Annotated in this window: 17 protein-coding genes; 14 read left to right on the forward strand and 3 right to left on the reverse strand. The window is 55.9% G+C overall.

All coding sequences use genetic code 11. The features are described 5' to 3' along the window. Positions 1-32: 32 nt before the first annotated feature. The 10 genes from Q4D85_RS07370 to Q4D85_RS07415 all read left to right on the forward strand — a co-directional run bounded on the left by Q4D85_RS07370 (position 33) and on the right by Q4D85_RS07415 (position 15,481). On the forward strand, positions 33-3,158 hold the full coding sequence (locus Q4D85_RS07370) for a hypothetical protein (RefSeq protein ID WP_303199352.1): 3,126 nt from the start codon (positions 33-35) through the stop codon (positions 3,156-3,158). A 5-nt stretch (positions 3,159-3,163) separates the two neighbouring features. Beyond that, positions 3,164-6,403 (forward strand): hypothetical protein, encoded by a 3,240-nt coding sequence (locus Q4D85_RS07375; protein ID WP_303199354.1) that lies wholly within the window; start codon positions 3,164-3,166, stop codon positions 6,401-6,403. A gap of 309 nt (positions 6,404-6,712) precedes the next feature. Then, positions 6,713-8,053 (forward strand): tryptophan synthase subunit beta, encoded by a 1,341-nt coding sequence (trpB, locus tag Q4D85_RS07380; protein WP_303199355.1) that lies wholly within the window; start codon positions 6,713-6,715, stop codon positions 8,051-8,053. A gap of 8 nt (positions 8,054-8,061) precedes the next feature. Further along, the gene (locus tag Q4D85_RS07385; protein ID WP_303199357.1) at positions 8,062-9,639 is read left to right on the forward strand and encodes an anthranilate synthase component 1; all 1,578 of its coding nucleotides are present in this window, start codon (positions 8,062-8,064) and stop codon (positions 9,637-9,639) included. Continuing rightward, on the forward strand, positions 9,636-10,292 hold the full coding sequence (locus tag Q4D85_RS07390; RefSeq protein WP_303199360.1) for an anthranilate synthase component II: 657 nt from the start codon (positions 9,636-9,638) through the stop codon (positions 10,290-10,292). The genes Q4D85_RS07385 and Q4D85_RS07390 overlap by 4 nt, the downstream gene beginning before the upstream one ends. Positions 10,293-10,336: 44 nt before the next feature. Continuing rightward, positions 10,337-11,365, forward strand: a complete 1,029-nt coding sequence (gene trpD, locus Q4D85_RS07395) for an anthranilate phosphoribosyltransferase (RefSeq protein WP_303199361.1) — start codon at positions 10,337-10,339, stop codon at positions 11,363-11,365. Continuing rightward, a complete protein-coding gene (gene trpCF / locus Q4D85_RS07400; protein ID WP_303199363.1) occupies positions 11,352-12,833 on the forward strand; it encodes a bifunctional indole-3-glycerol-phosphate synthase TrpC/phosphoribosylanthranilate isomerase TrpF in 1,482 nt (493 codons plus the stop codon). The genes trpD and trpCF overlap by 14 nt, the downstream gene beginning before the upstream one ends. Then, complete coding sequence (trpB, locus tag Q4D85_RS07405; RefSeq protein ID WP_303199364.1) at positions 12,834-14,084, forward strand: tryptophan synthase subunit beta; 1,251 nt, start codon at positions 12,834-12,836, stop codon at positions 14,082-14,084. 4 nt (positions 14,085-14,088) lie between these two features. Continuing rightward, positions 14,089-14,940 (forward strand): tryptophan synthase subunit alpha, encoded by an 852-nt coding sequence (trpA, locus tag Q4D85_RS07410; RefSeq protein ID WP_303199365.1) that lies wholly within the window; start codon positions 14,089-14,091, stop codon positions 14,938-14,940. A 154-nt stretch (positions 14,941-15,094) separates the two neighbouring features. Further along, the gene (locus Q4D85_RS07415) at positions 15,095-15,481 is read left to right on the forward strand and encodes a Rieske (2Fe-2S) protein (RefSeq protein ID WP_303199366.1); all 387 of its coding nucleotides are present in this window, start codon (positions 15,095-15,097) and stop codon (positions 15,479-15,481) included. A 30-nt stretch (positions 15,482-15,511) separates the two neighbouring features. Here the strand turns inward: Q4D85_RS07415 and Q4D85_RS07420 are convergent, their stop codons facing one another. Beyond that, a complete protein-coding gene (locus Q4D85_RS07420; protein WP_303199367.1) occupies positions 15,512-16,624 on the reverse strand; it encodes an NADH:flavin oxidoreductase/NADH oxidase in 1,113 nt (370 codons plus the stop codon). A gap of 56 nt (positions 16,625-16,680) precedes the next feature. Here Q4D85_RS07420 and Q4D85_RS07425 point away from each other — a divergent pair, with 56 nt between their 5' ends. Together Q4D85_RS07425 and Q4D85_RS07430 are read left to right on the forward strand one after the other, a co-directional pair. Beyond that, positions 16,681-17,649: a bile acid:sodium symporter family protein gene (locus Q4D85_RS07425; protein WP_303199368.1), complete on the forward strand. Its 969-nt coding sequence runs from the start codon at positions 16,681-16,683 to the stop codon at positions 17,647-17,649. 17 nt (positions 17,650-17,666) lie between these two features. Further along, positions 17,667-17,975: a hypothetical protein gene (locus tag Q4D85_RS07430; RefSeq protein ID WP_303199369.1), complete on the forward strand. Its 309-nt coding sequence runs from the start codon at positions 17,667-17,669 to the stop codon at positions 17,973-17,975. Between the two features lie 35 nt (positions 17,976-18,010). Here Q4D85_RS07430 and Q4D85_RS07435 read toward each other — a convergent pair whose 3' ends face one another. Next, positions 18,011-18,616, reverse strand: coding sequence for a YqgE/AlgH family protein (locus tag Q4D85_RS07435; protein WP_303199371.1), 606 nt, complete (start codon positions 18,614-18,616; stop codon positions 18,011-18,013). Between the two features lie 11 nt (positions 18,617-18,627). Next, entirely contained in the window at positions 18,628-20,067 is a 1,440-nt protein-coding gene (locus Q4D85_RS07440; RefSeq protein WP_303199421.1) for a CCA tRNA nucleotidyltransferase, read from the reverse strand. A gap of 142 nt (positions 20,068-20,209) precedes the next feature. Between Q4D85_RS07440 and Q4D85_RS07445 the strand changes: the two genes are divergently transcribed. After that, a complete protein-coding gene (locus Q4D85_RS07445) occupies positions 20,210-21,106 on the forward strand; it encodes an NUDIX hydrolase (protein WP_303199372.1) in 897 nt (298 codons plus the stop codon). Beyond that, positions 21,103-23,688 (forward strand): hypothetical protein, encoded by a 2,586-nt coding sequence (locus Q4D85_RS07450; RefSeq protein WP_303199373.1) that lies wholly within the window; start codon positions 21,103-21,105, stop codon positions 23,686-23,688. The genes Q4D85_RS07445 and Q4D85_RS07450 overlap by 4 nt, the downstream gene beginning before the upstream one ends. Positions 23,689-23,838 lie beyond the last annotated feature (150 nt).

The raw sequence follows: 23,838 nt of genomic DNA on the forward strand, positions 1-23,838 counted from the left end.
GCCTTCGTTCGAATAACCCGAAAGTAAAACCCATGCCAAACAAGCATCTACCCGAAACACTCGCGCTGTTTAGTCAATTAGGCTGGTCCGGTGCCGCGCGTGAAGATGCTGTAACTCTGCCCATCGGGACTCCTGAACAACAAAAGAAAGCAGCCCAAGGGCTTAGTTCGGGGCCGTGGGCTGGGTTTACGGGAGAGCTTTATGTTGACGATGTAGATCACTACATGTTGGCACTTTTTGCAATGCGATTGAAGGTGAATCCAGGGCGGGTATTCCAGATTCTCCGTTCCATTCGGCACAGTGCAGACTATCGATTAATTGCAGAAGTAGTTGCGGTGAATGGGGCAGATTATGCCGAAAGGTTTATCAAAGAAGCATCCCGAAACTGCGATATAACTGGTTTGGATGTTACGACGACAGACGAGTTTAATATTTCCTCGTTTTTCCTAGTCAATCGGCATTTTCCGGAACTGGGAATTCCACGCGATCCCAATTATCTACACGCGTGGGCGTTATGCGTCGCGCATCGCTTCAGGGTTCGAGGAGTGCGCATGAAATTCACCAAGCTGGCTGAACAATTACCGAGCTGGACCGAGCTTGAATCCACGTTCGAAGAACACCTCAAGCTGTGCCTCAAACGTGGTGTGGCGTTGTGGGGAGCCGCTGGCCATGTCGTCGTTAAGGCAGTGGCGTTAGGAAAACTACCACGCGAAACCGCAATTACACAGCTCATCGCTTCGCTCGATACTGCCGTGCGCCCGCAGCAGCGCCGCCAGATTATCGCGTTGCTTTTCGACGATCTCGCGATTACCGAATCGGAAATACTAGCGCAATTAGAACCACTGAGTGCCTTACTTACCACCGCGGAACCGCAACTGATCAGTGCATTTGGGATGCCACTCATTCGGAAGGCACCCGCCCACAAACTCGGCATATTGGTTCTGCCCATGTTGTATGTTTCAACCCTCAAAGGACAAAAAGAAGTATTAAACGCACTGGTCACCCGAACCGATATAGGCATCGAAGTGCGCACTGAATTGTGTGAGCGGATAAGAGAGTTATCCCAGGTAACAGACAAAAAAGTTGCGGCCCTCGCATCAACTCTCCTTGAAACGTGGGGGATAGTCGACCAGGAGCCGTCGACAAGCGATTCCAGTGTGTATTATCCCTGGCATAGTGCACCAGAGCTTTGGCAGCTACCCCGGTTTGAACGGATCCCTCCCACCACCACCGCCATTACCGAAAAGCTCCATTCATTTCCCGTTTCGGCATCCGTTACGACGGTCGAATCGGAGCAGTGCTTGGTGGCGTTTAACCAACTGGCCTGCCAGGATTTAGAGGCGGCACGTAGCTTATCGTCCACCCTTGGCCCGCAAGTTCCTTGGTGGCTTAAACTGCCGGAAGAGCAGGAACCCTTAGGAGTTTCAGTAAAAAGTCGCGAGTACCACATCCAGACCAACCTGGGATCGATACCATGCTTACTCTCCGAACCTAGTTTTATCGACCTCAGTATTACCTTCGAGGATCTTTTAACGCGCTTGGATAGTTACGCTAACTCAGGAATTGCGGTGCTTGGCGCGGACTTCGCCGTCGCGTTATCCCGGTTGCGGTTTATAGGGCTTGATGTCGCCGCTGCACAGGTAGAAGCACGCCGTCGCACGGTACTGGTTTCAAGTGATCGCATATCAGACAAACCGCTGGTCGCGGGCGAAATCCTTGCCGAGTTTCTCGCCGATCCTACAACACCGCCACCATGGTTAACCACGCAGCTAACGGCGGCAGATCAGTCGGACTCTAGTTCGCTGCGGTACCGAAAAACCGCTACAAATGAGCGCGAAGGCGCTATAGCATTCCAAGCAGCTCGAAGCGGCTCCATTTTGGAACCAGATGTTGCCATGAACCTCATTGCGCTAACAAAACCAACGGTTACTGGTGGCTTGGAACTGGCACAGCAAGCACTTGTCGACGCTTGGGATCGCGGTATCCTTCCACCGGGTGTCGCTGATCCCGCTTGCTTAGACTGGAATCAACGAACTACCAGCTACGCCAACATTGCTGAGGTGGCAGTGGAACTAGCTGAAAACAGAATGTTGGCGGTCGCTTGGCACTTACTCGACGATATCCTCAGCCATATATCCCGCCTACCAGTGGCTACTTCTCAGACGGTTAACATAGCTGAGACCATGCACCAACTGGCTCCTTCTATAGCTCATGCAATTTCCTCTGGACAGGCACCATCCGAAACCGCCAACGTACCGGGTTTGCGCCATTACGCTGCGAAAACATCCACAAATAAAACAACGGAGGCGGCACGTGCCACCATTAATCTACTACCGGAACCGGTATCTCTAACTACCAAGGAAAATGAAGTCGATCTGTCCGCCTGGAAACAACCACAACCAATTGTCGAAGCAGATACAGCAACCTGCCATGTGATCGTCTCGTCTGCCAAAAACCAACCCAATACAATACAGGTTCTATTCCCACCCAATGAGACCACGGGGCTCATTGGGAGAAATGTCTGCCATATCGTGGGTAAATTGGGTGATTTCCTCGACGTTCAAAAACTAGCCCTTAATACACCAGATGGTTTCGATTCTGCATGGACGTTATACGCTCAATGGCGTGGTGATAGGTGGGTGATTAGTAAGGAAAGCAGTCGAGAAACTCCCCACAATGATCGCCAATTAACCACAACTGCCGTATTCATTCTCGCAGGAAGGCCGGTGATGGGTAAAGCGGGAGATTCCTGGTTCGAAGAATTTAACGACTTTCTTTCCAAGGATAAGATTTCTTCCGAGTCACTCCAAACAGTCACTAAAGGTCTTTTACGCAATAGAAATTGGTCGCCGGTTCGCATCTTAACTGTATTAACCAGCGAAAAGTATCTGCACTACATGTGGCCAGTCCTGAGCGAATGCCTAGCTGCTGCCGCAAAACGCATAGCCGCCGGTGATCCGGCACCGAAATGGCTTGTCAATGTCCTCCGTGTCTGTGACACCTATGCTGATATTTTGATTGCTGCAACTACTGCAGGTTATACCCCGCCCCATGCGTGGGAACCGATTAGCGTGATTGCGCAGCAGAAGAAGAAAACCGCAGCGGTGAAAAAAGCGCAAGCGTTGGTGCCTGTTTTCCTAGCTGCGCAGAAGGACTGACCGATATGCCCCATAAGTATCTGAATGCGGCGATAACGCTGTACCGGGAATTGGGTTGGCCTGATGCGGCCATAGAACAGATCCCAACGTTGCCGTTGGGTGATGCCAAGCAACAGGAAATCGCACGTCAAGGCCTAAGTTCCGGTAAATGGGACAGGATAGAGCGGCGTCCGATATACCGACATGTGGATTACCTTTCCGGGGAATCGCCGTATAAGCTGACGCTTTTCGCGCTGCGCCTTGGGGTGTCACCGAAACGGATTATCGAGCTACGGATAGAGCACGGTCACCGCACTGATTTCCGGCTTTTCGCGCAGCTTGCCGCAGCAAGAGGGCGTGATTACGCGCTGGAGTTCATAGCGGCGGCGTGTACGTCTGGTGGAAATCCAGACGTGCTGGACAGCGACACAGATTTTAATCTCATGTCGATTTTCCTCGTCACCAGCCATCTGCACGAGTACGACATTCCGACCAATACGCACTATTTAATGGCATGGTTGCATGCTGCGGCACTGGCATTAAATTGCCCCGACGCCATAAATATTGGGCACAATCAAAATCTGCCAAGCTGGACGGAGTTGGAGCCTACTTTTACCCGACATTTGCGGGCCTGTTTCGCCGCGAATATACCATTGTGGACGGTTGCCGGATCGGTGTCGATAGCAGGACTGGAGCTTGGATTAATCCCCAGGGAAGAAGTCGTTTCTGCTGCGGTTTCATCGCTTGCAACCGCAGTCGAGCGATCCCAGCAACGCCACATGATGAATTTCTTGTTCCAGGAACTTGCACCTATAGATGCCGACATCGTTAACCACTGGGATGGGTTCGTTGAATTTTTGAATGTCGCAGCGCCCCACCATGTGGTCGCATTGGGGGAGCGCATGATTACTAGCGCCACCCCGGAGTGTGTGGCGGATGTCGCAATCCCTGCCTTATATGTGCCAACGCTTACTGGTCAGCGCCGTATTCTTAAAGCGCTTGCATTACGTGCGGATTTAGACGATACAGCTATAAAACCCCTGTTAGATCGTGTATTGGAGTTAGGCGACTCTGCCGACACGGAGGTTAGCCGTCGGGCTTTAGCGTTAGTGAAGCAGTGGGGGAGGGTACCTGAAACGTCGACAAGCAAAGCACTGTATCGGTGGCAGAATCCGCCGTCGCTATGGCAGTTACCCCGGTTCGAGCGGATGCCCGCATCAGTAACAGCGATCGTTGAGGTACTAGCAACGGGGCTTTTCGACGCCGGAGTCACCACAGTAGAAACCGAACAATGCATGGTCGCATTCCTGGAATTGTGCCGCTTGGACCCGGATGCGGCAGCGCGAATAGGGGCAGGCAAGACTGTCGATGATGCCTGGTGGTGGCCATTTTTTGCCCCGGCAATTCAAAGCACGCCCGCATCGATGTCCGAACATGGCTCCGCTATTGCTGAACGTAATTATCAACTCGTTCGATCATCGGTGCCATGCATGCTGTCGGAACCGAGCTTCGTCGATTTAAGCATTAGCTTCGATGACTTATTGGCACGTCTTGATATTTATAGTGCCCACAATGTTTCCATACTGGAACCAGATTTGGTGGTGGCGTTATGCAGGTTAAGCACTGCCAATATTGACATTTCTAGTGCGCAACACAAACTTCGATCGTACACAATTAAAATTGTGCGAAACCTTACGTACGAATTACCACACACGGTGGGCGAGGTTATCGCTGATTTCCTTACCACACCACTCGGGCTACCCAGCTTGGAGCGTGGGGTTTCGCATGGCAACGCATACCACACGCTGGTTACTCACGCCGAAAAAGCGGCCACCACATCGCGTTTTATCGATGTAGGGGGATACCTATTCAATTACAGCAACCACGATCACCTTGATCCAGGAATCGTACCTCGTTGGGGCGATGTTGCGTGGACACGGCTGCGGTTTCGGCGCAATGCGGCAAATATCGCTGCCAACCAGCTGGCGCAACAGGCTGCCCGGAGTGCAACACCACTTATGCCTGGGACCGCAATGAACCTCATCGCCGCGACAGTTGGAGGTAACGGCGCTGGTCAACAGGCTATTGTGGACGCATGGTCACGTGGTTTACTTCTGCCGGGGATGCCAGATCCGGCTTTTCTTGATTGGAACCCTCAGGGAAATAGTCACGCCAAGCTGACGAGAATAGCGCAAGAACTTGCCGATATGGGGATGGTGGCAATCGCCTGGCACCTTCTTGATACCGCGTTAGCCCAGTGTATAACCCCAACGATTGGCACCGCCCAGGTTGCGCGAACCTTGCTAGAATTTGCGCCTAGCGTCGCGAACGCGATCGAAAATGGCGATGCCTCGCGCGATGTTGCCCAACTGCCAGGGGTACGTCGGTTTGCTGACCTTGATGATAGAAATTCGACAAGTAATTACGCCCAACAGATCATTGAAAAACTGCCTTCACCAGTGAATATTGCTGCTATTAGTCAGCCAACCCTTGCGGGTTGGGACGATCCGGAACCACCGGTGATTATCGATAACGCACCTGTTAATTGCCGGACATCACCGATTGACCCCAAAAGACGTGTGGTCGAAATTGACCACACCCGCTTAAACCACCGGTGCTGGGAGCTATCCGGTGCGCAGCTATATGTCAGTCCGTTCTGCTTTGATATGGTTCTGGATTCACATGAAATCATCCTTGATAAATGCCAGGATGGACGGATGACCAGCGATTACGCAATGCAATGGAACGGAAGCCAGTGGATTTTGAAACCCAAAACTCCATTGGATTGTTCTTACCCGCCGATACCAATGCCGCAAACGGTCGTATTTATTTTGCTCGCGACCATGGGACCGGGCAAAACCGGCAATGCTGCGCAGCGGCTATTTCTCAGTTTCCTCATTGAAAAGAAAATTTCTTCGCAACTAATTGCCCTAACCACCCGTGAACTTGTGGGAACCCCCGAATGGTCACCACTACCCGTATTGAAATTGCTACGCACAACCGACTATCTTCCGACCCTATGGCCACTTCTAAGTGAGTGCGTTTCCGGTGCCGTCGCGGCTATCAGTGCAGGTGAGGCACCACCTGCGTGGCTCGGGAAGATTCTTAACACCTGCATAGCCCACGGCGAAACTTTAAGGGCGGCTACTGCAACTGGTTATATTCCGATTGATACCTGGATTCCGCTCCACCGGATGACGGAAATCGCCACGGGTAGTATCAAAACCAAAGCATTAGCGGCATATGCGGCAATTATCCAGCAGTAATGCCGTATTTTTCGCTTGTCGACGGTCCCTTGGGGGCATTATCATCAATGTTTCACGTGAAACATGTGCACCCATGACAGCAAAATCTGCATTGGGGTTGCACTTAACCTGGATCACACAGTAAATTAACTAAGCGATGGATACAATACACAACTACTGGTGGTGGCGCGCGTAACAGCGGGCCCGATTAGTTGATTGTAAGTTTCCGGCCCAGATAACCAGCTTCCCGGCTGCGAAGGGCCTTCATTTCTTTCGGGAACCCATTCACAGCACGGAAGTACCCACACCGTTGCATATGAAAGGTTCCCCATGACTGATAAGACACTCCGCGAAACCCTCATCGACGCCTACTTCGGCGATTTCGGCGGCCAGCACGTCCCGGAGATGCTATTCCCAGTATTAGACCAACTTGAAGCGGGTTTCGTCGAGGTTCTCTCCGATCCCACCTTCGAAGAAGAATTGGACGAGCTTCGGCGGAACTTTCTTGGTCGGCCCACCCCGATCACAGAATGCGCGAATCTTCCGTTAGCAGGTCGGGGTAGGGGCAAAGCCCGCATCTTCCTTAAAAGAGAAGACTTGGTGCACGGCGGTGCTCATAAAGGCAACCAAGTATTAGCGCAGGCACTTATCGCCAAGCGCATGGGTAAGACCCGGCTTATTGCGGAAACCGGTGCTGGCCAACACGGAACCGCAACCGCGATGGTAGCGGCGCTGATGGGCATGGACTGCACGATCTATATGGGAGCGAAAGACGTAGCGCGGCAACAACCGAATGTCTATCGCATGCGGTTGATGGGGGCGACCGTCGTACCGGTCACCAATGAGCACGGCGATTCCATGTCCGATGCCATCGATGTTGCGCTGGGGGACTGGGTAGAAAATCTGGATACTACCCATTATCTTTTGGGCTCCGCCTGCGGCCCACATCCCTTCCCAAAGCTGGTGAAGGAATTCCAAGCTGTTATTTCCCGCGAATCCCGCGAGCAAATGCTCGAGCACTTAGACGGCAAGCTTCCCGACGTGGTGGTCGCCTGTGTCGGCGGCGGTTCCAATGCTATTGGCGCTTTCGCCGATTACCTGACCGACAAGCCTGGGAATGAAGACGTCACCCTCGTCGGCGTGGAACCCGCAGGTGAGGGACTTGATTCCGGCAAGCATGGCGCGCCGCTGAACCGAGGGAAGGTCGGGGTTCTACATGGTTCCCGCACCTATGTCATGCTTAACGACGACGGCTCCGTCCAGCACTCGCATTCGGTCTCGGCTGGCCTCGATTACCCTGGTGTCGGCCCGGAACACGCCTACCTCATGTCCACCGGCCGTGCCCAGTACGTCGGCATTACCGACGCCGAGGCATTGCAGGCATTTCGCATGCTCAGTCGGTATGAGGGCATTATTCCCGCGCTAGAGTCCTCTCATGCCCTTGCATACGCCCTTAAACTGGCGGAAGAGGCCGAGGAGACGGGTGAACCGATCACCATCTTGGTCAACTTGTCCGGCCGGGGTGATAAGGACGTCAATTATGTACGGAATATCTTAGGCGACCTCGCTGCTGAGGATCCCGCAACCACCGATGTCACAAACCCGAAGGTAGCAGAGGTTTTAGCGGCTATGACTGCGGAATCTAATGCACAAGAAGGCGTGGGGCAATAGGGATTATTATGACGACTCATTCTCAAAATTCGCCAATGTTTCACGTGAAACATTCCCCGGTTCGTTACCATGCTGACGCCGCAGCATTATTTGCGGCATTGGGCGGGGTGGATAACCCCAATACCTTGCTCCTGGAGAGCGCGGACATTGATTCCAAGAAGAACACTGCCTGCATGGCAATAATTGCGGCTGCGGTGCGGGTTACCTGCACGCAGCATTCTGTGACCGCCGATGCCTTAACCCCCACCGGGGAAGCGATGCTGCGTCGACTAGCGGAACAACTGCCGGAATTTGTTGTGTCGGAAACAACGACCACCTTAGAGTTCCAATTTCCGCCCACAACTGCGCACAATGAACGAGAGCGGTTACAAGCCCAAAGCACCGCCGCAGTGTTGCGAGCACTGCAAGAAAACGCCGGTTATCGCGGTGAAACGGTGCCGATGGTGGGGGGAGGATTCGCCTTTGACTACATCGACTCCTTCGAGCACTTGCCGGAAGTCCGGGGAGGCCATAATACTTTCCCGGACTATCAATTCCTCGTAGCGGAGCAATTGCTGCGCATCGACCATCTGACTCAAACCGCCGACATCGAATGCGTGGCGCTTTCGCAGGAGGCGGCGACGGAAAGCGTCGAAAAGCTCAGCGGTCTTATTGGCAGCTTCGTCGCGACTCCGGCAGACCCAACGCCCACGCCAACGGCGGCACTTCCAGTCCAGGCTAGCGTCAGCGACGCAGAGTTCCGGGCCCACGTGGAACGTTTGCAGGGCAACATCGCTGCCGGTGATATATATCAGGTCGTCCCAGCGCGGTCGTTTAGCACGGCCTGCCCCGACGCTTTCGCGGCCTATCGGTCGCTACGGTCGGTCAATCCAAGTCCATACATGTTCTATTTTCACGGTCTTGCCGCAGGTCAGCCGTTTGAGCTGTTCGGAGCGTCGCCGGAATCCAACCTGAAGTTCACAGCTTTAACTCGCGAGGTTCAGCTATATCCCATCGCCGGAACACGGCCCCGCGGATTGACTGCCGACGGGCAGATCAATCACGAACTCGATATTCGCGCCGAACTTGATATGCGTACCGACGCCAAGGAAATGGCCGAACACATCATGCTGGTCGATTTGGCGCGTAACGATCTAGCGCGGGTTGCCGTGCCTGCTACCAGGAAAGTGGCGGAGCTATTACAGGTGGATCGCTATTCACGGGTCATGCATTTGGTGAGTCGGGTCACCGCTACGCTCGATACTGATTTCGATGCGCTCGACGCGTATCGCGCCTGCATGAATATGGGCACGTTGACCGGAGCACCGAAGTTGCGGGCGATGGAGCTTATCCGCGAGACCGAAGGAGTGCGGCGGGGGTCCTATGGTGGGGCAGTGGGCTATCTCAGCGGCGACGGCTCCATGGATACCGCGATCGTGATTCGCTCGGCTTTCGTTCAAGATGGGACCGCTATCGTCCAAGCGGGTGCGGGCGTCGTTCGTGACTCCCAACCGCAGGCAGAGGCTGATGAGACGGTTCATAAGGCATACGCGGTATTGAGCGCCATTGCCGCAGCACAAGCCAAATTTCCGGAGGTACAACGATGAGCCAACCATCGATTCACGTGGTTTTGATAGATAATCACGATTCCTTTGTCTATAACCTGGTTGATGCGTTTGCGGTTGGTGGCTATCGCTGCACCGTTTTTCGCAATACGGTGTCGGTGGCCGATATTTTGGCCGCCGAACCAGACCTTATTTGTTTGTCGCCGGGTCCGGGCCATCCGTGCGATGCCGGGACCATGATGGAGCTTATCGACGCCACCTTGGGCCAAATCCCGATCTTGGGGATCTGTCTCGGCTTCCAGGCGCTCCTTGCGCACTACGGGGCGACGGTACAGCCCTGTGGCCCGGTACACGGGGTAACAGACGCTATGCAGCTGACTGAGGCTGGACATGAGAGCGAGATTTTCGCCCAGTTAACAACCGATGCCCGCCCAGAGATCGGCTATATCGGTAACAATGTCCCTGTCGCCCGGTACCATTCGCTTGGCTGCCGCATCACAGACGCGCCCGCAGATATTCGCGTGCTGAGTACCTGTGATACTGAAAAGCTGGGGGCGGTCATCATGGCGGCCCAAACTGTCGACGGGATGGCGATCGGATTGCAATTCCATCCTGAAAGCATTTTGAGCCCGAGTGGGCCGATAATTCTCGATAGGTGCATCGAGACACTCGTCTCCCACGCCAAGCACAAATAACATCACTGTGACGAAATAACACCGAATAAGAAAGTTAGACAATTATGACCTCAACTCATCATCTGGATCGGCTCATCGCCTATCTCGATAACCCGCACCCCACCGCCGAAGAAGCGCAAGAAGTATTCACGCCACTTACCACCGGCGAGTACGACGATGTACACATCGCGGCCTTGCTCGCCACCTTACGCACTCGCGGCGAGACGCTTGCCGACGTGCTCGGTGCGGCGCGCGCTTTCGTGAAAGCCGCTCGGCCGTTTCCCATCACCGGGGCAGGGGTCTTAGATACCGCAGGCACCGGCGGCGATCGCTCCAATACCTTCAATATTTCCACAGGCGCTTCGCTTATCACCGCTGCAGGCGGCTGCCGGGTTGTGAAATGCGGCAACCGTTCCGTTAGTTCACAATCCGGCTCCGCCGATGTGTTAGAGGCGCTGAATATTCCGCTGGATCTTGACCCAGAGCGCGCGGTGCGCCAAGTAGAAGCGTCGAACTTCACCTTCCTTTTCGCCCCGGCCTATCACCCAGCTGTTGCCCATGTCATGCCGGTTCGGCGCGCCCTTCGTCTCCCCACCATCTTCAACACGCTCGGGCCGATTCTTTCGCCCGCGCGCCCGGATCTGCAAATAATGGGTATAGCGAATCCGGAGATGGGGCAGATGATCGCAGAGGTTTTTAAAGAACTCGGGCGCAACCGGGCGTTGGTGGTTCATGGTTCCGGCGTTGATGAAATCGCGGTGCACGGCACCACCCAGGTGTGGGAGTTGAAGGATGGCGAGATTTCGCACTACGAAATTGAGCCGGAAGGCTTAGGCCTCAGCCGCCATCCGCTGTCCGATTTAGCAGGCGGCGATGGTGCAGCCAACGCGAAAATCTTGCGGGATATTTTCAAGGGCGAAGGAACAACCGCCCAAAATCACGCATTGGCGGCCTCCGCTGGCGCGATGTTCTACCTGCATGATGCGGCCGATTCACTGCGAGAAGGCGCAGAGCTAGCCTTGGAACTGCTCAGTAATCAGACTGTACACAATTGGCTGACCACCCACGAGGACGCAGATTATGGAACCGATTAACAACAATGTTTCACGTGAAACATCCACATTGCCCACAGTCCTCGAGAGAATCGTCGACAAGCGTCGGGCCGATCTACCCCGCATAGCGGCGCGCATCGCCCATGTGGAATTCGATTCCCTCAGTAAATCTACCCGAAGCCTCTATGACAACCTCAAGCGGGGCGGGCGTGGGGGAGCGGCCTACATCATGGAGTGCAAGAAGGCCTCACCGTCGCTGGGGTTGATTCGGGAGCACTTCAATCCCGCTGACATCGCGCGCGTGTATAGCCGCTACGCCGCGGGCATTTCCGTATTATGCGAACCGGAGTTCTTCGATGGCGACTACGATCATCTGCAAACAGTCGCGGCTTCCACCCACCTCCCGGTTCTGTGCAAGGACTTCATCATCGATCCGGTGCAAATACACGCGGCTCGTTATTTCGGTGCGGACGCCATCCTCCTCATGCTCAGCGTGCTCTCCGACGAGGAATACCGCTCGCTGTCGCAGCTGGCTGCTCACTACGATATGGATGTCCTCACCGAAGTAATTGACGCGAACGAAGTCGCACGCGCGATCCGGTTGGGGGCACGGATTTTTGGAATCAATCACCGAAATCTGCACGATCTCAGCATCGACCTCAGCCGTTCGGCCGCGCTTTCCGCGCTGCTTCCCGAGGATGCCGTCGTGATCGCGGAGTCCGGTATTCGGGATAATGCAACCGTCCGGCGTCTAAGCACGCACTGCAACGGCTTCCTGGTCGGCTCACAGCTCACCAGCCAGCCCGATATCGACCGGGCCGCGCGGATGCTGGTGTATGGCCCCAATAAAGTGTGTGGCTTAACGACGCCAGCAGCCGCGCAGGCCGCCCGGGCGGTAGGCGCAACCTATGGTGGATTGATCTTTGAAGCGAAATCGCCCCGCAATGTTTCACGTGAAACATCGGAAAAAATCATCGCCGAAGAGCCTAATCTCAACTACGTTGCCGTATCCCGGCGCACCACCGGCTGGCACGAGCTCATTCAGCCGGGCATCACAGCGGTCCAGATTCATAGCCCCTACCAAGGCTCAATCGACGACGAACTAGCGCTTGTGGCTCGGGTACGACAGGAAATCCCAGCCGATGTAGCCGTATGGCGCGCAGTATCCATGACTGAAACATACGGTCCGGAGTGGGCGATAGCCATGGCCAAAGCGACCGACATGCTCGTCCTCGATTCCGGGGCTGGCGGCACGGGAACCTCCTTCGATTGGTCTGTGATACCGGAAGAAGTAACTGCCACAGCGCTTATCGCGGGTGGGATTTCGCCGACCAATATTTCTACCGCCCTAGCCACCGGCTGCGTCGGCGTCGACCTCAATTCCGGCGTCGAATACGGCAGTGCCACTACCGATCATTGGCAGGGCACTAAAGACACAGCCGCGCTAGCCCAAGCCTTTTCTACCATTCGCACGTTTCATTTCGGAACCCATGAGAAAGAGATTGTTTAAATGACCCAAGCAACAGAACGCGACGGCGGGGCCACAATTCTTCCCGCCTATTTTGGTGAATTTGGCGGCCAATACGTCCCGGAATCGCTCATACCCGCCCTCGACCAATTGGAACAAGCCTTCGTGGACGCAATGGCCGATCCGCATTTCAAAGCGGAGCTCTCCGGTTATCTCCGCGACTATTTGGGGCGCCCAACCCCGATTACCGAATGCCGCCATCTTCCCGAAGAAGGAAAGGGGAGGGGCTATGCTCGTATCTTTCTAAAGCGGGAAGACCTAGTACACGGTGGCGCACATAAAACAAATCAAGTTATTGGCCAAGCACTGCTAGCCAAGCGAATGGGCAAAACTCGCATCATCGCCGAAACCGGTGCCGGGCAACACGGCACCGCCACCGCGCTTGCGTGCGCTCTATTGGGGCTGGATTGCGTGATTTACATGGGTGCCAAAGACGTTGAACGGCAACAACCCAATGTCTATCGCATGCAGCTCATGGGCGCCACGGTGGTACCCGTTGACTCTGGCTCGGGCACGCTTAAAGATGCCGTGAACGAAGCCCTACGGGATTGGACAGCGACATTCCACGAGTCCCATTATCTTCTCGGAACTGCGGCTGGGCCCCACCCGTTTCCCACCATCGTCAAAGAGTTTCACCGGGTTATCTCCGAGGAAGCAAAGCGCCAAATGCGCGAGCGAATCGGCGGCCTCCCAGACGTCGTCGTCGCCTGCGTGGGTGGCGGCTCCAACGCCATCGGAATGTTTGCCGAGTTTATCGACGAGCCCGAGGTGGAGTTGATCGGCACCGAGCCGGGTGGGCACGGCGTGGAATCGGGACACCACGGCGCGACTATCTGCAACGGCCAGATTGGGATCCTCCACGGTGCCCGCAGCTACCTCATGCGCGACAGCGAAGGTCAGGTAGAAGAATCCTACTCCATATCAGCAGGTCTTGATTATCCGGGTGTCGGCCCCGAACACGCTTATTTGGCGAGCACCGGGCGCGCGTCCTATGTGCCGGTAACCGATGCCGAAGCGCTGAAGGCGTTCCAGCTACTAGCCCGCCACGAGGGCATTATTCCGGCGTTAGAATCCTCCCACGCCCTGGCCTACGCGTTACGACGCGCGGAAGAAGCCGAAGCTAACGCTCAGAATCTCACCATCCTGGTCTCCCTATCTGGTCGAGGCGACAAAGACGTCGACCATATTCGGCGCACGATTACACAACATCCAGAACTCGCGTTGGAGGACTAAAACAATGACAATCCACACCCCTGATCGCTACCAGCGCATGTTTAGCCGCCTTTCCGACACCCAGGAAGGCGCATTCGTACCGTTCATCATGCTGGGCGATCCGACCCCGGCCGATTCGTTAGAGATCGTTCGGGCCGCGATAGCCGCCGGGGCAGATGCTTTAGAGCTCGGCGTTCCATTCTCCGACCCCGTAGCCGATGGCCCAACGATCCAACGTTCCCACATCCGAGCGCTCGCTAATGGCGCAACGATAGAATCCGCCATCGACTTAATCAGCCGGATCCGCTCGGAATTTCCGGACCTTCCCATCGGGTTATTGATCTACGGAAACGTTCCCTTCAGTCGGGGAATCGACCGCTTTTATCAAGAGTTTGCCGCAGCGGGCGCAGACAGCATTTTGATTCCAGACGTTCCAGTCCGAGAAGGAAAACCCTTTATCGAGGCCGCTGAGCAAGCTGGTATCTTCCCGATCTTCATCGCGCCTGCCCAGGCTGCGGAACGCACCTTGGCCGGTGTCGCCGCCCATTCGCGGGGGTATATTTACGCGATTTCCCGCGATGGCGTTACCGGCACGGAACGAGAATCTTCCACCGCGGGCCTCTCTGACGTCGTTGCGAACATCAGCAAGTATGGGGGAGCGCCGGTCTTGCTCGGGTTTGGCATCTCCACACCACAACATGTTTCGGATGCGATTGCCGCGGGTGCCGCAGGAGCCATCACCGGTTCCGCCATTACGGCCATCATCGAGAAGCACTGCGTCACCGACCCAGCCGGGAACATCGCCATAGGCGATCGAGAAGCGCTGCTCTATGAACTTCGCGATTTTATCAGGACAATGAAAGCGGCCACCCGCTAGGATCACCGCAATATTTTTAGGCGATGTTTCACGTGAAACATCGCCTTCTTTATCTAAAAGTCACAGTGACGAAATAAGGGTATAGTTCAGTTTAGGGAATCTTCGCGGAAATTATCGAATTCCACTCTGCCCATTAAGGTGCCATACTAAGAACATGACCAATAACGATGCAACCCATTGCAATCGCCGCATGTTTCTCATTGGCACGGCAACCACCTTCGCCGGAGCCGTATTGGCCGCGTGCAGTAGCGGATCAGACAAAATTTCCGTTACCGCCACCGACGTTCCGGTAGGCAGTGCGGTCATTGAAGGTGACGTCATCATTGCCCAACCCACGGCGGGGGAGTACAAGGCCTATTCCAGCGTATGCCCGCATCAAGGCTATCCGATCACTCAAGTATCCGGCGATACGGTTCGGTGCACTCGACACGGTTCGACCTTTAGCATCGACGATGGCTCCGTGATCGATGGCCCCAGCCGAGATGGCTTGCGACAGCGACAGATCACCTTAGAAGGGGAGACATTCAACGTGGCAGAATAGTGAATGTTTCACGTGAAACATCCTTCTCTGTCACCCCCACATTCCCCGGTGATAGCTCTCCGCCACCGGCCATTCTTCCTCCGCTAAACCCAATAACCGGGCTGCCCGCAAGGGCCACGCCGGATCGAATAATGCCGCGCGACCGATGTCGACCGCGTCCGCTTTGGCGTCGAAAAGCACCCGCTGCGCTAGCACCGGATCACCCAATTGCCCCACCGCAACCACGGGAATATCAGCGCCCTCACGAACTGCCTCCGCAAACGGCACCTGATACCCGGGGCCAGAAACGATCGGCGCGGGCACCAAGCCGCCACTGGAAACGTCAATAATGTCCACGCCCCGGTCGCGAAGTATTGTCGCCAATGCAACGGAATCCTGAATCGTCCAGGAGGTAATGCCCGGGGCATCCTCCAACCAATCCGTCGCAGAGATCCTGAGGAATAACGGCGCTGTCTCGGGAATAACCGCGCGAATCGCGTCGACGACCTCCAGGAGTAACCTGATCCGGTTCTCGAAGCTACCGCCGTACTTATCCGTACGGCGATTGGAAACGGGGGAGAGGAATTGATGCAGCAGGTAACCGTGCGCGGCGTGAATCTCCACCGTATCGAAACCAGCCGCCATAGCCCGCCGGGCCGCGGCCGCGAAATCGCTAACGACAGTCTGTATATCAGATACGCTTAATTCCGCTGGCGGGGCCAAACCGGGAAACGGCTCGGCACTCGGCGCAACCGTTTCCCAGCCGCCGTCGATAAGCGGAATCGAACCCGATTCAAAACCGGGCAACCCCGGATACGTAGCCGCCTTCCGGCCAGCGTGGATCAACTGGACACCCATTGCCGCGCCCTGACCGTGGCAGAAATCGACGATCCGCCGCCAGGCCGCTGCCTGCTCGTCGTTCCACAATCCGATGCACTGGTTGGAAATCCGGCCGATGGGTGAAATCGCCGCGGCTTCCACCATGATAAGACCAAAGCCGCTTGCGGCGCGTGCACCATAATGCACCAGGTGCCAGTCGGTCGGCATACCGTCTAGCGCGGTCGCTTGGTACTGGCACATCGGTGGCAGGAAGATGCGATTACGAATATCGAGGCCACGCAACGTCATCGGCGTGAAAAGCGGAGACTGGTTAGCTGTACTCATGCTTTAACGCTACCCGTATTACGCACCGCGCGCTGGCAACTTCTACACTTAGGGGTATGCGGAGTTGGTTAGCGAAACTTGATCCCCTCATCGTCCTCATTATCCTCGCGGTGATAATCGCCATCATAGCCCCGGCCAGCGGCTCGTTTGCGGTCTGGTTCGGTTACGCCACGAAGGTCGCCATAGCGGTGCTGTTCTTTTTATACGGCGCACGGCTATCTACCGCACAGGCGCTGGATGGAGTTAAGCATTGGCGATTGCACGCGACCATTGTCGCCTTTACCTTCGTGGTCTTCCCGGTGATCGGCATAGCGCTACGCCCGATAGGCATGCAGCTTAACCCGGAGCTCTACCTAGGGATCTTGTATTTAACGCTTGTGCCGTCAACGGTGCAATCGTCGGTGGCCTTCACCTCGATTGCTAAGGGCAACGTTGCGGGGGCGATCGTGAGTGCGTCGTTAAGTAATGTCCTTGGGGTGGTGCTCACCCCGGTTTTAGTCATGCTCACAATGAACGCCGCGCTTCTAGGCGGCGATGGGGTACAGATCGACACCCAGGTGTTTATCGATATCGCTGTGCAATTACTACTGCCGTTTGTTCTCGGACAGCTGTGTCGGCCGTGGTTCTCTGCCTTTGCTGCGCGAAGTGCGACGAAAGTCGTTGATCGCGGATCGATCGCGATGGTCGTGTACGCTGCATTCTCCGCGGGCGTGGTATCCGGCGTATGGCAGAAGGTCGGCCCGATAGAGATAATCAGCCTGGTGCTGTTCTCCATAGCGCTGGTTGCGGCTATGCTATGGTTCTCCCGGTGGGTCGCCCACAAACTTGGGTTTACCGAAGCCGATGTCAAGGCGATTCAATTCTGCGGTTCTAAAAAATCGCTTGCCACCGGGTTGCCCATGGCCGCGGTTATCTTTGGCGGTGCCAATATCGGCATCCTCATTGTTCCGCTGATGATTTTCCATCAGGTGCAGTTGATGATGTGTTCCTGGCTGGCAAGCCGGTATGCGCGCAGCGTGGGTTAGGTTATAAGGTGGGATGCATGACTATTTATATTAGGTTGGACATGACGATCCCCGGGGCGGGCAGCACCACACATATTGCGGAATTAGAAGAAATTGATGATTCTCGGTGCGCGATGCTGCGAATTATTGAATTAGACCCCCACGGCGTTATTCACGGTGGCGCGACAAACGGGGTAGTGGTGGGCTTGGCCGCGCCGCCGCAAGATGTAGTTCCACACCCCCGCAGCTACACGGATTTCCCGGATATTGAGACGACGGAGATTTCTGAAGCGGATTTTGATGCATTGTGGGCTGAGGCAATAGCGAAGTTTCCAGAGTTAAGCTAAAAATCAGAGGATGTTTCACGTGAAACATCCTCCTTTTAGTTTTCGCCGATTTCCGACGGGAAGGTGGCAAATAACGGTAGCGGCATCGCTTGTCGACGCATCACGTCACCCCAAATGTCAACGTTACCTGCGGCGATAACGTCCGAAGGCAAGCATGGCGCTACATACCACTCGCCCCGCTCAATTTCCCCTGCCAATTGGCCCGGTGCCCATTCCGCATAACCAATAAACATGCGCATTCCGCTCAGATCGGGTTTCACGTCAGCCGGATCGGCGGTGAGGTCCACCAAAGCGATTCGATTAGCTAACCGATTAAAGTGCCCGCGACTAGCCAAGTCGACTTCCGGCTTGGTCACCGCCACCCCCACGGCAGATTGATGGGCGAGCGGGCCACCTAAATACATCGCCTGCGGCTTGGACACGCAGTCCGCCCATTCTGGAAGGACGTTAGCCACTGCAATGTCTGTTCGATAAGCTAGGTTGACGCCAAACGTCGTCGTGTGATCATGCTCAATCAACATAATCACTGATCGGGCGAACTCCTCTGACTGCATTCCAGGGGCTGCAACCAGCAACATTCCCGGCGCAGGCTCCGCCCGCTCCATCCCGGTAAATAAGCGATCCGAGTAAATTTCAGACATCGTTAATCCTCTCAGCTATTGGAACTGGTGTTCTGTTCAGCCCACCATTCTCGGAGCCGTTCAATGGCTTCGTCCCGCTCCAATGGCCCGTATTCTAGCCGCAACTCTTTAAGAAACGCCCAGGCTTTGCCCACATCGGGACCCGGTTTGAGATCCAGAATCTGCATGATCTCGTTGCCATCAAGGTCCGGCCGCACCCGCGCTAAATCCTCCTGTGCCGCAATGTCCGCGATGCGGCTTTCCAAGTGGTCATAGGTGCGTTGCAGTCGTTCGGCTTTCCGCTTATTGCGGGTGGTGCAATCAGCCCGCACCAGTTTGTGCAGCTTAGGCAGCAATTCCCCGGCATCAGTGACATATCGACGCACTGCGGAATCCGTCCACTGCCCTTCACTGAAACCGTGAAACCGCATATGCAGGTAGACCAGTTGGCTCACGTCTTTCACCACTGCCTTGGGATACTTGAGCGCACGCAAACGTTTCCGCACAAGTTTCGCCCCCACCACCTCATGGTGGTGAAACGTCACCTTTCCCGATTCGGTGAATTCCCGGGTGTCCGGTTTACCAATATCGTGGGTGAGCGCCGCCCACCGCAGGATCAAATCTGGTTCTTCTTCCCGTTCGATCGCCTGCTTGAGCACAGTGAGGGAATGTCGATAGACATCTTTGTGCTGTTGGTGCTCATCTTGGGTGAGTTTCAAAGCAGGCAACTCCGGAAAAACGAATTCCGCCAGCCCTGTTTCCACCATGAGATCTATCCCATCCCACGGCGCTGCACCCAAAATGGTCTTATCCAATTCAGCTTGCACCCGTTCGACGGTGATCCGCTGAATCTGTGGCGCAAGTTCAACCAAGGCGTGATACACTCGGTCAGCCACCCTAAATCCCAATTGTGATACAAACCGAGTGGCCCGCAACATGCGTAATGGATCGTCGTTAAAGCTTTGTTCCGGAGCAGCGGGGGTGTCCAAGGTACCCGAGGCCAAATCGGCTAGACCCGCAACTGGGTCGAAAAACTCCATTGACCCATCCGCTCGAATCTCGATCGCCATGGCATTGACCCGAAAATCCCGTCGAATCAGATCCCCATCGAGGGTGTCACCGAACTGAACTTCGGGATTGCGGGAATCACCGTCATACACATCGGAGCGGAAGGTGGTGATTTCGATTTGCTGACCCGCCTTTTCCGCCGATACTGTGCCGAATTCAATTCCGGTATCCCAGACCGCGTCACCGAAGCCTTCCAACATGCGCAGTACAACATCTGGCCTGGCATCGGTGGTGAAATCCAAATCGTGACCTAAACTTCCAAGCATTGCATCCCGTACCGAGCCACCCACGAGGTAGAGCTTGTGGCCCTGGTTGTTAAACAACTCGGCTAATGGTGCCACCACCGACATGAGCGGCTGCAGCGCAGTTTGGGCCTGGGCCAACGCCTCTTTAGGGGTACGAATAGGACGAGTTTCGATGTGTTCAGTCACAGGGCATGATTCTACCCGCCCACACGCGCTATCATTGAATACTTCGTAGATGAACTTCGGGCACACCTGCTGCAAATGCCCCAACTAATACAGCTTTAAGGTTACGATCACTAGGATGACTGAGAACAACAGGCCGCACCACACCAAGCGGTCCGGGGACGACACTAGCCGACGGCGCCGCCGCAGGCGTGGCCGTGGCGGCAGCAGCAACGCCCGAGATTCTCAGAAAACCAACCGGCCCGTTTCTCACCGGAATGCAGATAGCACTGAAGATTCCGCATCTTCACCCTCGCCTACCCCAAACGCCATGGCCGCGGGAAAACGCGAGAAAACCACGAGCACCCAGGCTGCCACCAGTCGTTCCAAAAACCGGCGGCGTCGCAGCACCGAGCCCAAGCAGACCGCAACCAATAGGCGCACGAAGGGGCGTCGAAAAGCAACCCCTAAAACCCAACGTGGCGGCCAGCAACGGAAAAACTACAGGCGCAGCACCTACCCAAGTACCCAGATGGAAACCCGCATTGAAACCTCTGCGGGCGGATTGGTTATTTCCGGACTGGCGGAATCCGTACAGCCCGACGGAAGCGTCGATCTCAGCCGGATTTATGTCGCGCTCATCGGCCGCTTGGATCGTCGCGGCCGCCTGCTATGGTCCATGCCGAAAGGGCACGTGGAAAACGACGAAGACATCGCCGTCACCGCGGAGCGAGAAGTATGGGAAGAAACCGGAATCTACGGTGAAGTTTTCGCCGAGTTAGGCGTCATTGATTACTGGTTCGTTTCTGACGGAACCAGGATTCACAAAACCGTTCACCACCACCTATTACGCTACGTGGACGGGGCGCTTAACGACGAAGACCCCGAGGTCACCGAAGTCTCGTGGATACCGGCATCCGCGCTCATTGAACATTTCGCATACGCTGACGAGCGCAAACTTGCCCGAATCGCCCACAATCTTCTGCCTGATTTGGCCCGAAAAGAGCTGGCGGAAGGAAGGGTCACGCCGCGATGACTCCTAACCGTCGCATGTCGTCGCCCCGCAGGCTGACTCGCAGCCTCACTCGCGCGATCACGTCCGCCACCGTCATTGGCATGGCGGCGGCCCATGGCGGATACCTCCCACCTGTTGCCTTTGGCGATGCGTTGCCAAATTCACCCACGAATCCGGCGACCGCCGCACGCTGGGTCAATCCCGATCTACGCACCGATGAAAACCACCCCGAATTTCGCCTCGAAGTAGTCGGGTTGACATCCCACATCGCGGTGGGGGAACGGCTGCCGATCACCGTCCGAATAGTAAACGACTCCCCGGAACCACTCCACGGGTTCAGTATCGTTGCCCAGCACGCCGACACTCCCGAATCGTTATCCGCCGCCCGAAACATTCTGGCTCAAGACTCCAGCGCCTTTCCGTATTTTGCGGAACCCATCGACAAATCCGATACCATAGCGCCTGGCCAATCCCGTGAAATCACCATTTCCATCACCACTGATGTCCAGACACCTGGTGGTTTGTCCATCGCCAGCCCTGGCACCTACCCGGTTTCGCTCGGATTGCGGTCCGCCACCAGCCAAGAATTGCTCAGCACCCAGCGGTTCCTTATTAGTGTCGGGCGGGACACCCCACCGGCGCCTACTGATTCCGCAGCTAACGGAACCGCCGACACCGCCCTCAGCGATACATCACCTGCGCAGCAGCCCACTCGAATGAGCGTGGTTTTCCCACTCACCGCCCAAGTGGACATCGTCGGTGGTGAGATGGGGGAGGCACCGAAGCAAGCGCCGCTGATCTTGCGCAGTGAACAATTGGCGCAGCAATTGACCGAGGGCGGCCGATTAGACGAATTGCTCGACGATTACGCCGATGAAACTACCGCCTCGCAGGGACTTGCCAATGCCATCTGCCTGGCATTGGACCCACAATTGGTCGATACCGTTGCCCGCATGGCTGATGGTTATATGGTCTCCCACCAACGTCCAAGCTCCGTCAGCCAAAACCGCCGCCTCCGTGATTCCTGGAATTTCCAGGACGAAGATCCCGCCGGAACCCCCGGGCAAGGTACCGAAGCTGCCCGCGCGTGGCTCGATCGCTTATCGACGCTCGCCCAGCAGTCCTCCTGCACTGTGGCCTTGCCCTGGGCCAATACTGACATCAATGCGGTGGCAGCCACCGGTAACCAATGGACAATGCGCGAAGCCATCCAGCAGGGAACCGCCACCATCGCGCGCATCCTCGACATCACCCCGTTAAGCAATATTGTTATCCCCGGCAGCGGCTATATCACCGAACAAACTGCACCCCAGTTACGGTGGGCGGATACCGCCAGCACCACCATCACTAACGACGACGGCGAAGTCTCCTATCCGGATATCGCCGCCGATTGGTCGCAACGGGCCAGCGGCGCGGCACCGTCCGAACCTGCGATCAACGAACCCGTTTCGGTTCTCGTGGCGGATAACACGGTGTGGAACACCCCCCAATCAGGGCGTTTCGCGCACCTTGCCCCCGGCGTCCGCGCGGTCGGCTACCCCAGTTCTTTGGCTGCGACCCTGGCCGAAGCCACCCCTAATCCCATCACCGTCGGCTACGGTAGCTACAGTTCCCGCTACGATTCCCGGCTTGATGCTCTCGCGGCCCGGCGCGCCACCGGTGACGCCGCGATTCGTATGACTGTCGGCGGTTTTAATGCCGCCGCTTTGGGTGAGCCCGTGCTGGTTCAGATTCCGCCGACCCTTTCCGATGCAACCCAGTGGCTATCCACCATCGGCCAGCTTCTCGACTCGACCGCCGCAACCCCGATGACCTTGTCAGATTACGTGACGCCTTCGGGTAGTGAGACCGCCGAGTTGGAGCGGCTTAGCGCGCAACGCCAAGCAAGCGGCGAGGTCATTGAATTTGGTACACCTTACGACGACCCCACGGTGATCTCCGATACGGAAGTCCTGCAAGCGCAGCGTCAATTGCAGTCGGTGGATAATCTCACCCAATTGATGATGAACGATCCGGCGATCGCGTTGACCCCCTATGGGTTCACCGCACCGCTGCGCCACGACGTGTTGCGGGCGTTTACCCATAACGACCGTGCCGCGATCGCGACCTACGACACCCATGTCGCCGATGCCAAGAGCCTGCTTAATAACAATTACCAAGTTTTGACGGAGCTACGCACGTCAGTGACGTTATTGCCGCCGGGCAACGTCTACACCCGAATCTCGGATTCCTCACCGCTGTTGATCGTCGCTCAAAACGGTCTGCCGCTTCCGGTTGATGCCCGGATTAGGTATAGCGGCCCGAGCGGCGCACATATTAACGTCCCGGAGGATTTGTTTATCCCCGCCAAGGGGTCGATCACGGTTCAAATGACCGCCGATCTTCCTACTAATTCCGCGGATCACCGTACCGATTTGTCGTTGTGGTTGGCGGCGAATGATGATTCGCAGTTCTCGGAGCCAGTGACGATCGGTGTGCAAACCCGTTCCGGCATCATCGGCGCTTCCGGTTTGGTGGTAGTCGCGCTTATCGGGTTAGTGACTGCACTGTTTGGGCGCATTGCTTATCGACGCATCCGGCATCGGCGGCGGGAAGAACGCTAGTAACTTCGGCTGCACCGGCACTGGTGAAACCAGTATTTTTGGCGCATTACTATACAACCCATCCGGCTCTTTTAGGGTTCCTCGGTGATGCTGGGGTACCGCTTGGGGGTACGCTGCGCTTGATATAGTACGTTATCTATATTGATTCCC

Source organism: Corynebacterium sp. (genome assembly GCF_030532965.1).
Taxonomy (GTDB): domain Bacteria; phylum Actinomycetota; class Actinomycetes; order Mycobacteriales; family Mycobacteriaceae; genus Corynebacterium.